The organism is Polaribacter vadi, assembly GCF_018861005.1.
Lineage (GTDB): Bacteria > Bacteroidota > Bacteroidia > Flavobacteriales > Flavobacteriaceae > Polaribacter > Polaribacter vadi_A.
This window is the reverse complement of record NZ_JAHKQL010000023.1, coordinates 22,780-37,903: the sequence shown is the minus strand read 5'-3', so window position 1 is coordinate 37,903 and position 15,124 is coordinate 22,780. Positions and strand designations below refer to the sequence as shown.

Below are 15,124 nucleotides of genomic sequence, written 5' to 3'. Positions count from 1 at the left end.
TTAATATAAATTATGAAAAGAATACTTTTATTATTGATGATTGTTTTTGTGGTTTCATGTAAAAATGAGCCTAAAAAAGATGCTAAACAAGTTGTTAAAAAAGTTGAGGATAAAAAAGAAAATTTCCCAACAGAATTAGGGAAAGTTTTTGAAGCTCATGGAGGAATTGAAGCTTGGAGAAAAGTACAAACACTTTCTTTTAATAAAGAAGATGAGGTACATACATCAGATTTACATTCTCGTAAAATAGTTGTAAATACACCTAAGTATTCTTTGGGTTTTGATGGTAAAGAAATATGGTCTTTAGAAGAGGTGAAAGGAAGCTTAAAAAGAGATCCTGCTTTTTATTATAACTTGTATTTTTACTTTTATGCTATGCCTTTTGTCTTGGCAGATGATGGAATTATTTACGAAAAAGTAGACGATTTTCTGTTTGAAGAAACAAGTTATCCTGGTTATAAAATTTCTTACAAAGCAAACGTAGGCACATCTCCAGATGATAATTATATTGTGTATTACAACCCAGAAACCTATAAAATGGAATGGTTGGCTTATACAGTAACTTTTAGGTCTAAATCACCAACAGATAATTACAAGTATATTAGATACAATTCTTGGGAAAACGTAAGCGGATTTATTTTACCAAATCAAATTACTTGGTATAAAAAGGATAAAGAAAATAAATTTGTACCAACAACAAAAATTGTTGATTTTAAATTACCTTTAATAAGTCAGGCAAAATTAGCAGATTCATTTTATACAAAACCAACTGAGTAAATCAATCAGTTTTAAAAAAAATAGACCTTAGAAACCAATGTTTTTAGGGTCTTTTTTTTGTGTATTTTTAAGAGTACAACAACAAAATCAAGATAAAGTATTTTGTATTTGTTTATTAATTTTATCGTAAACCGAACAATAATAATCATGAAAACGAGAAAGTAATACGTTTTCGAGGTTTTTTGTGTCTTTTAATATTGATAAATCAAACAATTTTATAGCGTCAACTTCTTCTTCTTGAATGGTTAAATCAGAAACAGGAACTTTTAATTCTGCAACAAAAACATGATGATGTTCGTTATCTTGAATTCCATTTGGATGCGAAATTTCATGAATTCGTGTACCAATTTTTATAAGCTCTTTTGAATCTAGTTCTAGTCCAATTTCTTCAAAAACTTCTCTTTTTGCTGATGATAAAATAGACTCACCAGCACCAATATGTCCTGCAACAGAAATATCCCACAAACCCGGAAATACTTTTTTAGTCAATGCTCTTTTTTGAAGCAATATTTTTTCATCCGAAGTAAATAACCAAATATGTACAGTTGCATGAAACCATCCATTTTTATGAGCTTCCGATTTTAAAGCGGTTTTTCCTGTAGGTTTTCCATCAGGAGTTAAAATGTCTATTAATTCATCCAAAGAAAAAAGTTTAAGTAAGTTCAATTTTAGAATTACTACCTTCAAAAAGGTGTATGTATTCTTCTATTTTAAAAGCATCTTCGTAAAATCTAGAAATTCTTTTTTTACCTTGTTGTTGCCTAACAATACTTCTTGCAAAACGTCTAATACTATCTTTTGTTGTTAAAATAATACCAGGTACAGCAACGCTTTTACCATTTTCATCTTTAGCAACCATTGTAAAATAAGAAGAGTTACAGTGTTTAATTTCGCCAGTTCTAATGTTTTCTGATGTAACTCTTAAGCCAACTACCATAGATGTTCTTCCTGTATAGTTTACAGAAGCTTTTAAGGTTAATAATTCACCAACTTCTATTGGGTTTAAAAAATCTACTTTGTTTACAGAAGCTGTAACACAATAATAGCCAGAATGTTTAGATGCACAAGCAAATGCAATCTGATCCATTAGATTTAAAATATGTCCACCATGTATTTTACCACTAAAATTAGAATGAGAAGGAAGCATTAACTCATTGATTGTTAATTGAGATTCACTTATGTGTTTATATTTCATATTGCTAAAAGTTATGTTTCAAAAATACAATTCTTTTTTTTTGGTATTTTTTAGATATCTCTAAAAAGAGGATATTTTTAAGTAATAATATTCCTTTTTAGAGGTTGTTTTTTCCCTCTTAACTACTATTTGTTTGTTTTTATTTGTCTAATTGCTTTATTTACAGTGTTATTTAGAAAATAGAATTAATTATTTAACAATAATCTGTTTTCTAGTAAATGTTTTAAAATTAACGATAAAAGTATAATCAACTAAATTCAAAACAAATGAAAAAACACTACATTTTTAAACTTTTTTTATTACTAATACCAGTTTCAGCTTTTTTATTAATGTCTAGTTCTGGAGGTAGAACAGATGCTAGATCTGGCTCTCCAGGAGATGGAGGTGCAACTTGTGCTGCATGTCATAGTGGAGGTAATTTTAATGCATCTGCTATAATAACGTCTAATATTCCTGTTACTGGTTATTTGTTAGATACAGATTATACAATAAATGTAAACACAACTTCTAATTCTTCTGCTCATGGTTTTCAACTTACAGCTGAAAGTAATTCGAATGCAAAAATTGGTACTTTTACTGCAGGTTCTGGCAGTAGAACTGTAAATAGTAATAAAGCAGTAACACACACTTTTCCATCAAATTCTGGAGATTGGTCTTTTACCTGGAGATCACCTTCTACAGATTTAGGTAATGTAACATTTTACACTGCTGTAAATGCAGCTAATGGAAATGGAAGTGCTTTTGATGGGGGAGATCAAGTAGTAACAGCAAGTACATCTTCGCCTTCATTAAGTATAAAAGAAGCACAACGTTTAAACTTTGATTTATATCCAAACCCTGCTGTAGAAAATGTAACGATTCAATTACCTTCTGGTTCAAGTAAAGCATCTGTTCAATTTTATAATTATATAGGTAAATTAGTTTTAACACATAATGTTACTGAATTAAATAGTAAAATTAACGTAAGTGATTTATCAAAAGGTGTTTATATCTTAAAAGTGGTTTCTGATGATAAAATTGGAAGTCAGAAATTTATAAAAAAGTAAAATCTTTTCAGTTCAAATGATGAAAACCGGTTGTATTTATTGCAATCGGTTTTTTTTTGTGCTTTAAAAAAACTAAATTCGTTTATCTATAAAACCCAAGAAATGAATTATATTTTATTTGATGGAGATGTTAGAAAATCCCTTTTACCATTTACATACACAAAACCAGTTGCAGACTTAAGAGTAGGAATTTTATCCATTAGAGAAAAATGGGAAAAATATTTAAGCTTAACTACAACTACAGTTACAGAAGAGTATTTAGAAGAGAAATATCCTATGGTAGAAATGGCAGAGAATATTTTAATAAATGCCTCTTTTTGCCCAACAAATAGTTTGGTAGAAAAAGTTAAAAATTTATCAGAAAATGAAGCTATTTTTAAAGGTGATGATGTAATTGCTTTTTTTACTTCGGATACACAAGAAGAAGTAAATTTCGAAGAATACACTGCAATTGAATTTGATGAAGATATTATTCAAATAAAAAATACTTGGGATATTTTTTCATTAAACAACAAAGCCATTCAAGAAGATTTCGATTTGATTACAGAAGGCAGAACGTCTCAACCAATTCCTGATACTGTACAATGTGTAAACAAAGAAAATATTTTTATAGAAGAAGGAGCTAAAATATCTTTTGCTATTTTAAATGCTTCTAATGGACCAATTTATATTGGTAAAGATGCAGAAATAATGGAAGGTTGTGTTGTGAGAGGTGCTTTGGCAATGTGTGACCATTCCGTTTTAAAATTGGGTGCTAAAATTTACGGAGCTACCACATTAGGACCATATTGTAAAGTAGGAGGTGAGGTTAATAACTCAGTTTTAATGGGCTATTCTAGTAAAGCACATGATGGCTTTTTAGGAAACTCAGTTTTAGGAGAATGGTGTAATTTAGGTGCAGATACTAACAACTCTAACCTTAAGAATAATTATGCTGAGGTGAAATTATGGGATTATGAAACTGGTAGATTTGCAAAAACCGGATTGCAATTTTGTGGTTTAATGATGGGAGATCATTCTAAATGTGGTATAAATACAATGTTTAATACAGGAACTGTAGTTGGTGTTTCTGCTAATATTTATGGAAGTGGTTTTCCAAGAAATTTTGTACCATCTTTTAGTTGGGGAGGTGCATCTGGATTTACAGAATATAAAACTAATAAAGTTTACGAAGTAGCTACTGTAGTTATGCAACGTAGAAATTTAGTTTTTGATGATGTAGAAAAACGAATTTTACAACATGTTTTTGAAGAAACGCAACAATACAGAAACTATTAAAAATTAGTAACTGATTTTTAAAGTTATAAAATAAAAAAGACCCAAAAATGAATTTTCATTTTTAGGTCTTTTTTATTATTAAAATGATATTTCTCTTTAATTTCTATCAATTACATCACCAGAACCTACAGATTTAGAATCTACATATTTAGGATTTCCTTTGTAATAAATGCTTCCAGAACCTACTACTTTTGCTTTAATTTTGGTTTTTACTGTAGTTCTTATAGAACCAGAACCTGCAATTGTTGCATTTAAAGTATCTGTACTTAATTCATAAGCCTTTATACTTCCAGAACCTGCAATTGAGCAACTTAATTCATTAGAAATTCCTTCTAATTTAATGTTTCCAGAACCACCAATGTTTGCACTAACTTCATCAGCATCTATTTTTAAAGTAATGTTTCCTGATCCACCTAAAGAAGTTTTTAAATCGCTAGCTTTTATAGTGCCTTCGTTAGAAATATTACCAGAACCACCTAAAGAAACTTTATCTATATCTCTATAAGTTACGGTTACAGTAAGTCTTTTTGTAGTATTAATATTAATGTTTTTTTCATATTTAATTTTAAGTGTATTTCCACTTACTTCTGTTTCTACATAAGGGATAATATTTTCTTCACCTTCAATTTTTATGTTTCCTTCTTTACCTTCTACAAGAATAACATCAAAAGAACCGCCAACTGAAATTCCATCGTAATCTGAAGTTGTTCTATTTACAGTAACAACATTTCCATTTCCTTTTATTTTTTTATTACTCCCCCACCAACTTTGTGCATTGGTAGATAAACTTAAAGTAATTGTAAATAGTAATAAAGTAATTTTTTTAAGCATAATTTTATTTTTTAAATTGATTTGATTAATAGTTTTCTTTGATGGATACACCACCATATTGAGATCTTATTTTTATTCTAGCATCAGAATTTCCTTTACCAAATTTACCTTCGTAATATTTTTTTGTTGATTTAGATATTTTCTTGTAAAACTCAATTTGGTCATCATCATATTTAAAACCAGCATATTGTAAGTCTAGTACAAAATCGAAAACAGCATCTTCATCTACACCAATTTTAATACCTGCATATTGTCCGTCAATTTCTACACTTTCAAAACCTTTTGCCAATCTTTTTACAGAAACACTTCCATAATCAGTTTCTATGGTTAAATTTTTATAAATAGTACCAATTCGCATACTTGCATAATCTGAGTTACCATCTACATTTACAGCTTCATCAATAGTTACAGAACCATAATCTGCGTTAAAATTGATGTCTTTAACTTTACCAAATTTAATAGTAGAGTAATCTTCATTTACTTTTAAATCTTCAGCTTCATCAATAGTAATTTTAGAATAATCAACATTTACATTTCCACTTTTCATGTAACTTATGGTAGATGAAGAGCAGTAGTCTAGATTAATATTGTTATTACTTGCAGATAGTTCACCAACAATAATTTTACCATAATCGCAATTTATATTTGCTTTACCAGACAAATCACCTAAAAAAATACTACCATAATCATTGTCTAAATCAACAGTATTAGTTTTTGGCATTTTTACTTTGTAATTTATTTTATAGCTAACATTATTACTTTTTTTCCAGAAAGACCAACCATTTTTTTGCTGTTTTTCAAAAATTGTTTTTGCTGATATAAAATTAGAAGACGTTTCAAATTCTACATCAATACTAGCTAGCTTATCCTCTAAACTTTCTAAGTTATCACCTTTTACAGTAATGGTAACTTCAATTTCTACCTGGTTTTTATCCCAAGTGGTTATGTCTAAATTTCCATACCTGTTGTTAATAGCTACTTTAGCATTAGCATTTACTTTGTATTCTTTAGTAATAACTTTACTTTTTTCTTGTTTTTTACCATCACTATTTGCGAATGCTATGAGTGGAAAAAGTAAAAATAGGAATGTAATTTTATATATAGATTTCATCATTTAAAAGGTTTGGATTCTTAATCTGTTCAATTTGTTGCAATACATTTTCTAAAATTTCTAAACGTTGTTGATAGTTTCTAATCATAGAATTGATGATTGTTGTTTTATTAACATCAGCATTTAGTTCTAAAATAAAAAGTCTGTAATTATCTTCTAATTCTTCTAAATGATCTAAAGCTTCTTCTATTATAGATTCTGTTTCTAAACTTCTGTTTTTTTCTACCGTTTTTAATTCTTGATTAATAGTCGTTACAAAATAGTCTTGTACTTCTTCTAATTTAGGAGAAACGTCTGCTAAATCTATCATTCTTTTTTGATGAGTGCTACCTAACCAAAAGCCAAGAACTAAAACTACAGATGCTGCTACAGAAAGCCATTTCCAAGAAGTACGGTTTACTTTCTTAGGTGAATTTAGTTTACGTTCAAAACGCTCTAAATGGCCTGAGTGTGGTTCTTGAAAATCGAAACCATTTTCAGAAAAAAAGTTATGTAATTTATCTTCCATAAGCTTGTGCTTGTATATTTTGGGCAAGTATAACTTGCTTTAATTTTTTCTTTGCTCTAGAAACTGTGGTTCTCACATTTTCATTTGTGTAATTTAATATTTGTGCAATTTCCTCATAATCAAAACCTTCTATTAAATTAAGAGTGAGCACAACTCTATAATTATCTTTTAATCCTTGTAAAGTGTTTAAAACCAATTTAGGATTTAAACCTGTGTAATTTATTACTTCATCTTCAATTTCATCATTAGGTACAACCTCTAGTTTTACTTCTTCATAACGATTGTTTTTCTTAAGTTGTGTTAAACTTTTATTGATAACAATTCGTTTTAACCAAGCACCAAAAGCAACTTCCCCTTTGTAGGAATTTAGCTTTGTAAACGCTGTTAAAAATGCTTCTTGCATAATATCTTCAGCTTCGTAACTGTCTTTTAAAATTCGGTGGGCTGAGTTATACATTGCTTTGTAATAAGCATTGTAAATTTTCAGTTGCGCGTTTTTATCAGACGATTTACAGCGTTCTAAAAGGTTGGTTATATGTGGTTGATTAGCTTCCAATTAAAAACTTCTATACTAAAGACAAAACTATTTTTGAGTTGTGACAGTTTTGTGAAAATAAAATTTTTTTTTTTAAATATATATTATACTTTTTTGATTTACAATTTGTTAAGGAGTTGTTCTGCTTCTTGGTGGTTGCTTAGATTAACTAATTGCCAACTTAAATCATAACGTATTGTTTCATTAATTTTTAATTTCTTTTCAGGGCTTAAACATTCTAATTCTGTAAATAAATGATTACCAAAAATGGTTACTGAAGTTCCATTATCAGGATATGTTTCTTGTTTATCATAGATAAATTTTTCTACAAACAAAGTATTGTTTGAATAACCTGCTACCCAATTTCTTGAATCCGTACCAATTTTTTGAGGAAACTCATCAGAAGATTTTAATGCTAAAAGATTGTTTTTTACGGATGCATTTTCTTCTGCATAATTCTTGGCATCTGGCCATTTAGAAATTGTATATCCATTTTTAAAAATACTGTTTTCTGCTAATTTTGCATAACTAATATTTGAAGTTTTAATTTTTGATAAACTCCAAATTGTAAGCGGTATTTTTTCTAATTCAATATTTTTTGCGGGTTTTATTTTAATTAATTCCTGTACTATATTTACGTTAGTACCTAAATCATTAATAGTAATTTTTCTTTTGATTTGTATGCCAAGTAAATTACTAACAGGACTTTTAAGAAGAATACCATTTTTTAAAAAGGTAACTTTATATTCACTTGCATTTATAAACGGATCTGGTATATGCCTAGAACCTGTAATTAAATGAAAATAATCTTCAGAACAGGGTAAAACTCTATTGCCACCAATATTAGGAGCTTGTTTTATACCTTTTTTTATATAATAGTTACCTTTTATAAATTCTAAACCTTCTAACTTTTTATTTTCATAAAAAATATTATCAGAATTTATAAAACTAAAATGTAATATTCTACCAACTTCTGGCACTACAATTAGCTTTATTGTTAAATTTGTTATTTCAATTGCATTTTTCCAGCCTTTATACTTAATAGTCTTTATTGTAATATTAGACATTTATTTTTTTTACAAAAATGATGAAAATTAATGAAGTAATTTAAATTTATATTAATTGGCACAACAATTGTTTTTAGTAATTATGGTAATCAATAATATTATTTTATATTTTTGATTATCAGTATTTTAATTTTACAAGAAAGATGTTGATTTTCGATTTATATTTTAATCAATGTCAGAATGACAGATATATAGCATATGAGCAAATCAAAAATTATAAAGTTAGACAGTTTGTCTTTTCAAGATATTATGAGTGAAGATTCTGAGTTAATCCCTTTAATGACAGCTGAAGATGAGGAGATTATCAATAAAGAAAGTGTACCAGAAACTTTACCAATATTGCCTTTAAGAAATACTGTTTTATTTCCTGGAGTTGTAATACCAATTACAGCAGGTAGAGATAAATCGATTCAATTAATAAAAGATGCTAATAAAGGCGATAAAATAATTGGAGTTGTTGCACAACGTAATGAAGAAGAAGAATTACCTACTTTAAAAGATATTCATACAACAGGAGTTGTTGCGCAAATTTTACGTGTTTTAAAAATGCCTGATGGTAACATAACTGTTATAATTCAAGGTAAAAAACGTTTTGAAATTGACGAATTAATTCAAACAGAGCCTTATTTAAAAGCAACTGTAAAAGAAGCTGTAGAAAATAAGGAAATAGAAAATATTAAAGAATTTGATGCAATTATCGATTCTATTAAAGAGCAAGCATTAGAGGTAATTAAAGAAAACCCAATGTTGCCAAGTGAAGCTTCTTTTGCCATAAAAAACATTCAATCTAATTCGTTTTTGGTAAATTTCATTGCCTCAAATATGGATTTATCAGTAATGCAAAAACAAGTGATTTTAGAAAAGGATAATCTAAAAGAACGTGCATTATTAACGTTAAAAAACTTAAATAAAGAGCTTCAAAAACTACAATTGCGTAATGATATTCAGTCTAAAACTCGAGAAGATTTAGATCAACAACAACGTGAGTATTATTTAAATCAGCAATTAAAAACTATTCAAGAAGAATTAGGAGGCGTTTCTAACGATCAAGAATTAGAAGAAATGCGTAAGCAAGCCAAAACTAAAAAGTGGACCAAAGAAGTTGGTGATACTTTTGATAAAGAATTGGCGCGTTTAAAGAGAATGAATCCACAAGCTGCTGAATATGGTGTGCAAAGAAGTTATTTAGAGTTGATGTTAGAATTGCCTTGGGGAATTTTCTCTGAAGATAAATTCGATTTAAAACGTGCTACTAAAGTTTTAGATAGAGATCATTTTGGCTTAGAAAAAGTAAAAGAAAGAATTATAGAACATTTGGCCGTTTTAAAGTTAAGAAACGATATGAAGTCGCCAATTATCTGTTTATATGGACCTCCAGGAGTTGGTAAAACCTCATTAGGGAAATCTGTAGCAGAATCTTTAGGACGTAAATATGTACGTATGTCTTTAGGTGGTTTACGAGATGAAGCTGAAATTCGGGGTCACAGAAAAACATACATTGGTGCAATGCCTGGACGTTTAATTCAGAATCTTAAAAAAGCAGGAACATCAAACCCAGTTTTTGTTTTGGATGAGATTGATAAGTTAGGGCAAAGTCATCAAGGAGATCCATCTTCTGCAATGTTAGAAGTATTAGATCCTGAACAAAATGAAGCTTTTTACGATAATTATTTAGAAGTTGGTTACGATTTATCGAAAGTACTTTTTATTGCAACAGCCAATAACTTAGGACAAATTCCTTGGGCTTTGCGAGATAGAATGGAAATTATAAATGTTACAGGATATACTATTGAAGAAAAAATAGAAATAGCCAAAAGACATTTATTGCCTAAACAATTAAAAGAACACGGTTTGTCTTCTAAAGACTTAAAATTAGGTAAAAAACAAATTGAACAAATTGTAGAAGGTTATACTCGCGAATCTGGTGTACGTGGTTTAGAAAAGCAAGTAGCTAAAGTAGTACGTTTTGCTGCTAAATCTATTGCTTTAGAAGAAGAATATGAGGTTAACTTATCATCAGAAAAAGTTGAAGCAATTTTAGGTACACCAAGAAACAGAGATAAATACGAAACAAATGATGTTGCTGGTGTTGTTACAGGCTTAGCTTGGACTTCTGTTGGTGGAGATATTTTATTTATAGAATCTATTTTATCTAAAGGAAAAGGAAATCTTTCTATTACTGGTAATTTAGGTACTGTAATGAAAGAATCTGCAACAATTGCGTTGCAATACATAAAATCTAATGCAGAAGAGTTTGGTATTAAACCAGAAGTTTTAGAAAAATACAATGTACATATTCATGTACCTGAAGGAGCAACTCCTAAAGATGGGCCAAGTGCAGGTATTACCATGTTAACTTCTTTAATTTCTTCTTATACACAAAGAAAGGTTAAGAATAAATTAGCAATGACTGGCGAAATTACTTTACGTGGAAAAGTGTTGCCTGTTGGCGGAATTAAAGAAAAAATATTGGCTGCAAAAAGGGCAAATATTAAAGAAATTATTCTTTGTGAAGAGAACAGAAAAGATATTCTAGAAATTAAAGAAAGTTACTTAAAAGGATTAACTTTTCATTATGTCTCTGATATGAAACAAGTAATTGATATTGCCTTAACAAAGCAAAAAGTTAAAAATGCTAAGAAATTAGTTTAGTGTATTTTAATACAGATAAATTTAAAGAAAACTCTTATTCTAACTAAAGAATAAGAGTTTTTTAGTTTTTATTAAAAAGCAATTTGAATTTTTATTTGCTAAAGTTTTTTCTTTTTAGTCTGTAAAACCCAAGTAGCATTAAATCCAAAATGGAAATTACCATCTTTAGCGTTAAAATTATTTCGAGTTTGAGTAATAAAAGTATCTTCTGCAAAATTTCTAGCATTTGTCATTTGAAATTGTAGTAATAAATGACTCAACTCCCAATTAAGACCAATCATAAAAGCATTATAGGTTTCAATAGATTTTAAAGGATTTGTTACATAAAAATATTCTGATACAATAGATGCATGGCCACCTATTTTATGCCTACCTCCAAAAGCAATTGCAAATTGATTTTTAGTATCATCAATTAAAGGATTTTCTGCTCTTTGTATAAAAGTAGGTGCAACTTGTAAAGAAAGTTCTGTATTTATTTTTCTTGCAATTAAAACTTGACTGGTAAAAGCATATCTACTCGAACTTGAAGCATTATTTTGTTCGTAATTATCATTATAAATGCCTTCTACTTTTCTGTGAGAAATACCTTGAATCAAGGTAATACTAAACAATCCTTTGTTGGAGTTTTGACGTTGTTTTAAAAGTTTATATTTAAAAAAACCGTCAGAAATTTTATCGTGATTTGTGTAACCTAAACCTAAAGTAAAATTATCAGAAAAAGCATAATCTAAACCATAACGTATACTAACCACATCAGCTAAAAAACGTTGTCCTTTAAAGTCTGGAATGTTCCAGTATCTATTATATAAAGAAATTTCTAAAGCTCCTTTTTTACGTGTTTCAATAGAATGCCCTAAACCAATTCTAGTAGTTTTAAACGTAGCAATTTCGTAAACAGGTTTGTCTGGAAATTCGTTTTCTAATTTGTCTAATAAACCCTGTGCGTTTAGAGAAGAATGCACTAATAGCATACACAACAAGAACAGTTTAAATATGTTTTTATTCTTCATAAGGTTCGTATTTAAAGTTGAATTGTATGGCAATTGTTTTGGCAATGTTGCTAGAGAGTATTGGCGGAATTTTAATTTCAAAATCATTAACAATTAGGTTAAATTCTCCTGTTAAATTATAATTTCCATTATTATTTTTGATAGTTGTTTTAATGTCTATTTCTTTAGTAATTCCATGAATTGTAATTTTTCCACGTATAATTTTAGTTTGAGGTTCTTTAGTGTTTACATCAAAATCAATAATTTTTCCTTCAAAATTTGCCTTTGGATAAATGTCAGATTCAATATAGCTTTCATTAAAATGTTCATACATTAAATCCTTTTTAAAAACAAAAGCACGCATTAACATACTTATTGCAATTTCTTGTTTTTCTATATCTAATATACTAAGAACTTGATTGTTTTTAGCTTCAATATTTTCTACATTAGTATAAGAAAAAAAAGAAATTTGGCCTTGCCTTGCAATAAATTGATTTTGTTTTTCATTAAAATCTGCAAAAGAAATCGCAAGAAAAAAAAGCGGTAATAATTTATTCATTGGTTGGTAAATCGATTGTGCAATTTAGTAATATAACATCTTTTAAAAAACCTTTGCAAATACCTTTTACTTTAATTTTTTGATGTTCTTTTAGTTGATCTATTTTTCTTTTTTGATTTGGGTTGATGTCGCAAATTACTCCAAATGTTTCAAAGTTACTATTTAATATAATAGTAATTCTATCATTTAAAAATGTAATTTCTTTAATAGTACCAGTAACTTCTAAAATTTTACCTGTATATAAATAATTAGATTTATCCTCATTATTTGAATAGGAGTTTACCAATTCACCAGCATTTAAGCTAAGCTCTGCTAGTTCGTTTTCTAGGTTTTTATTTGATGAGTTTAAAAAAGGGTTAGAAAAGTAAACAACACCTATTAAAATCAACAAAAATAACATTATCAGTAAAAACTTATTTTTAGTTTTCATATATCATCAAAGAAAATAAAAACTATTGTTTTTAGAAAAAAAAATGATATGAAAGCGAAAAAAATCACTTAAAGAGGAATAAAATCTTGACTACAAATTAAGAATAGTAGTATATTTCGGCTTTCTTTATGTAAAATGAAAAAAGACAAACTTTATTTTTTAACCTTTTTATCTATAGCAGCTATTTTTTTAATGGTTGCCTTATTTGCATCTAAATACTTTATAAAAGTAAGTGCAAACCAATTAATAGAAGTTCAAGTAGAATCTAGCAAAAGAGAAGCAAATGAAGTCGCAAAACTTATTGATTTTCAATTATCTTCTGGTATAAAAAAAGAAGCTATTGTAACAAATATTCAAGAAATTATAGAAAGTTCTAATGCCAATAGTTGGTTTATTAGTGTATTTAATTGGAGTGGTAAAGAAATTGCAAACCCTGATAAAACAAAAGTTGGGCAGTTGGTTAATTCTAATCAAACTTTATTAACCTCTTTAAAAGAAAAGAATAATTCTGATGATTTATATGATTTATTAGTGAATAGTAATGCTGATTCTCAATCAGAAATTATTCACATATCACCCATTAAAAATGCTGATTTAATTGTTGCTGCCAATGTAAATATTAAGAGTATTTCTACTCAAATGAATACTTTAAAAAGTAATTTTCATCTTATTTTTTTAATAATGGGTATTCTTGTTATTGTACTTTCTTTTGTTGCAGTAAGAATTATTGGTAGTGCCTACGAAAAACAATTAGAATTAAGAAATTCTAATTTAACATCAGAAGTTGTAAACCTTTCTAAGCTGAATACAGATTTAGTTTCTTATAAAGAAAAAGTGGCAGAAACACCATTAGAAACTATTAAAGAAGAAACTACAGAAAAAGAAAAAGAGAGAATTCTTACGTATGTTAGAAATGAATTAGTGCCAATTGCAACCAAAGATATTGCCTATATTTATACAGAAAATACAATAACTTATGTTGTTTGTTTTGATGGTAAAAGATCTACAACAAATTTGAGTTTAGATGACATGTATACCAATTTAAACTCCACTTTATTCTTTAGAGCAAACAGACAATTTATTATAAGTATTACTGCTATTGATAAAATTATTAAATACGGAAATAGTCAGTTAAAAATTTTATTACAGTCTAAAACATCCGAAGAAATAATTATCAGTAAAAACAAAGCTGCAGAGTTTAAACAATGGCTTAGTATTTAGTTTTTCAATTAAAAATACTTTTCTTTTAACTTATTTTTTTCCCTTTTAACCTTTTTTATTTCTCTTTCAAAGAACTTAATAGTTTATAAACAGTTGTAAATCATTTATTTTACGGTAATTCTAAAACCAACTATAAATGAAAGTCAACTCACAATTTAGAAAAACATTTTTACTGTTTTCTTTTTCATTTTTTTTAGCTTCTTGTTTAACAAATGTAGAAGAAACTATTATTGAAGATGAACCAGAAACAGATCCTTGTACAACTATTACTTACACAATTAACGTAAAGCCGATTATTGATAATAATTGTATTCAATGTCATGGTTCAGGAGGTAATTTTCCTAATCTTACTACTTACAATGGCATAAGTGCAAATGCTACAAGTGTAAAAGCAGAGGTTGTTAGTAGAAGAATGCCACAAGGTGGTTCTTTAACAACTACAGAAATAGAGGCTATTACTTGCTGGGTAGATAATGGAGCATTAAATAATTAAAATAATTGAGTATGAAGGTTAAGAAAATTATTTTAGTTATTCTTATTTTAGGAATTGTTGGTGCTATTATAGGCTATAAAACATACAATAAACCCCATTTAAACATTGTTGCTACTAAGGCTGATTTTAATGTTTCTGCAAACAAAATTATTGAAGATTTTTCTACGGATGAAACTACTGCAAATTCTAAGTATTTAGAAAAAATTATTGCTATAAAAGGAATTATTTCTGATATAAAAATTGAAAAAGAAAAAGGAATTATAACCTTAAAAACAAATGACGATTTTGCAAGTATTCTGTGCCATTTATCAGAAGAAGCTACAAATAAAATGAGTGATTTAAAAGTTGGAGAAAGCATTACCATAAAAGGTATCTGTACTGGGTATTTAATGGATGTTATTTTAGTGAAATCAGAATTCTAATATAAAAACC

17 protein-coding genes are annotated in these 15,124 nt (G+C 28.0%); 7 read left to right on the top strand and 10 right to left on the bottom strand.

Annotation, left to right across the window (positions count from 1 at the left end; translation table 11 throughout):
* The first annotated feature begins 12 nt into the window (after positions 1-12).
* A complete protein-coding gene (locus KO506_RS11985) occupies positions 13-777 on the top strand; it encodes a DUF6503 family protein (RefSeq protein ID WP_215995153.1) in 765 nt (254 codons plus the stop codon).
* Positions 778-864: 87 nt separating this feature from the next.
* On the opposite strand, the gene KO506_RS11980 is transcribed toward KO506_RS11985, so the two are convergent.
* Together KO506_RS11980 and KO506_RS11975 are read right to left on the bottom strand one after the other, a co-directional pair.
* A complete protein-coding gene (locus KO506_RS11980; RefSeq protein WP_252726855.1) occupies positions 865-1,443 on the bottom strand; it encodes an NUDIX hydrolase in 579 nt (192 codons plus the stop codon).
* Positions 1,430-1,972, bottom strand: a complete 543-nt coding sequence (locus KO506_RS11975) for an acyl-CoA thioesterase (RefSeq protein ID WP_215995152.1) — start codon at positions 1,970-1,972, stop codon at positions 1,430-1,432. Before KO506_RS11975 ends, KO506_RS11980 begins: the two co-directional genes overlap by 14 nt.
* 266 nt (positions 1,973-2,238) lie before the next feature.
* Between KO506_RS11975 and KO506_RS11970 the strand changes: the two genes are divergently transcribed.
* Together KO506_RS11970 and KO506_RS11965 are read left to right on the top strand one after the other, a co-directional pair.
* Entirely contained in the window at positions 2,239-3,018 is a 780-nt protein-coding gene (locus KO506_RS11970) for a choice-of-anchor V domain-containing protein (protein WP_215995151.1), read from the top strand.
* A 102-nt stretch (positions 3,019-3,120) separates the two neighbouring features.
* On the top strand, positions 3,121-4,296 hold the full coding sequence (locus tag KO506_RS11965; protein WP_215995150.1) for a GlmU family protein: 1,176 nt from the start codon (positions 3,121-3,123) through the stop codon (positions 4,294-4,296).
* Positions 4,297-4,392: 96 nt separating this feature from the next.
* Here the strand turns inward: KO506_RS11965 and KO506_RS11960 are convergent, their stop codons facing one another.
* The 5 genes from KO506_RS11960 to KO506_RS11940 all read right to left on the bottom strand — a co-directional run bounded on the left by KO506_RS11960 (position 4,393) and on the right by KO506_RS11940 (position 8,348).
* Positions 4,393-5,127, bottom strand: coding sequence for a head GIN domain-containing protein (locus KO506_RS11960; RefSeq protein WP_215995149.1), 735 nt, complete (start codon positions 5,125-5,127; stop codon positions 4,393-4,395).
* Between the two features lie 25 nt (positions 5,128-5,152).
* The gene (locus KO506_RS11955) at positions 5,153-6,241 is read right to left on the bottom strand and encodes a DUF4097 domain-containing protein (protein ID WP_215995148.1); all 1,089 of its coding nucleotides are present in this window, start codon (positions 6,239-6,241) and stop codon (positions 5,153-5,155) included.
* On the bottom strand, positions 6,222-6,746 hold the full coding sequence (locus KO506_RS11950; protein ID WP_215995147.1) for a hypothetical protein: 525 nt from the start codon (positions 6,744-6,746) through the stop codon (positions 6,222-6,224). Before KO506_RS11950 ends, KO506_RS11955 begins: the two co-directional genes overlap by 20 nt.
* Positions 6,736-7,302 carry an RNA polymerase sigma factor gene (locus KO506_RS11945; protein ID WP_215995146.1) on the bottom strand — a complete coding sequence of 189 codons (567 nt, stop codon included), beginning with the start codon at positions 7,300-7,302 and terminating at the stop codon, positions 6,736-6,738. The genes KO506_RS11950 and KO506_RS11945 overlap by 11 nt, the downstream gene beginning before the upstream one ends.
* 98 nt (positions 7,303-7,400) lie before the next feature.
* Positions 7,401-8,348 (bottom strand): hypothetical protein, encoded by a 948-nt coding sequence (locus tag KO506_RS11940; protein ID WP_215995145.1) that lies wholly within the window; start codon positions 8,346-8,348, stop codon positions 7,401-7,403.
* A gap of 198 nt (positions 8,349-8,546) precedes the next feature.
* On the opposite strand from KO506_RS11940, the gene lon reads away from it, so the two are divergent.
* Entirely contained in the window at positions 8,547-11,000 is a 2,454-nt protein-coding gene (gene lon / locus KO506_RS11935; protein WP_215995144.1) for an endopeptidase La, read from the top strand.
* Between the two features lie 98 nt (positions 11,001-11,098).
* On the opposite strand, the gene KO506_RS11930 is transcribed toward lon, so the two are convergent.
* From KO506_RS11930 to KO506_RS11920, 3 genes are read right to left on the bottom strand one after another with little or no spacing between them, the layout of a single operon-like run.
* Entirely contained in the window at positions 11,099-12,010 is a 912-nt protein-coding gene (locus tag KO506_RS11930) for a DUF5777 family beta-barrel protein (protein ID WP_215995143.1), read from the bottom strand.
* Complete coding sequence (locus KO506_RS11925; RefSeq protein ID WP_215995142.1) at positions 12,000-12,548, bottom strand: YceI family protein; 549 nt, start codon at positions 12,546-12,548, stop codon at positions 12,000-12,002. Before KO506_RS11925 ends, KO506_RS11930 begins: the two co-directional genes overlap by 11 nt.
* Complete coding sequence (locus KO506_RS11920) at positions 12,541-12,978, bottom strand: OB-fold putative lipoprotein (RefSeq protein WP_215995141.1); 438 nt, start codon at positions 12,976-12,978, stop codon at positions 12,541-12,543. Before KO506_RS11920 ends, KO506_RS11925 begins: the two co-directional genes overlap by 8 nt.
* 135 nt (positions 12,979-13,113) lie before the next feature.
* Between KO506_RS11920 and KO506_RS11915 the strand changes: the two genes are divergently transcribed.
* The 3 genes from KO506_RS11915 (at position 13,114) to KO506_RS11905 (ending at position 15,114) form a co-directional block, all read left to right on the top strand.
* Complete coding sequence (locus tag KO506_RS11915) at positions 13,114-14,199, top strand: LytR/AlgR family response regulator transcription factor (protein ID WP_215995140.1); 1,086 nt, start codon at positions 13,114-13,116, stop codon at positions 14,197-14,199.
* Positions 14,200-14,335: 136 nt separating this feature from the next.
* Complete coding sequence (locus KO506_RS11910; protein ID WP_215995139.1) at positions 14,336-14,692, top strand: c-type cytochrome; 357 nt, start codon at positions 14,336-14,338, stop codon at positions 14,690-14,692.
* 11 nt (positions 14,693-14,703) lie between these two features.
* Positions 14,704-15,114 (top strand): OB-fold putative lipoprotein, encoded by a 411-nt coding sequence (locus tag KO506_RS11905; RefSeq protein ID WP_215995138.1) that lies wholly within the window; start codon positions 14,704-14,706, stop codon positions 15,112-15,114.
* Positions 15,115-15,124: the final 10 nt, after the last annotated feature.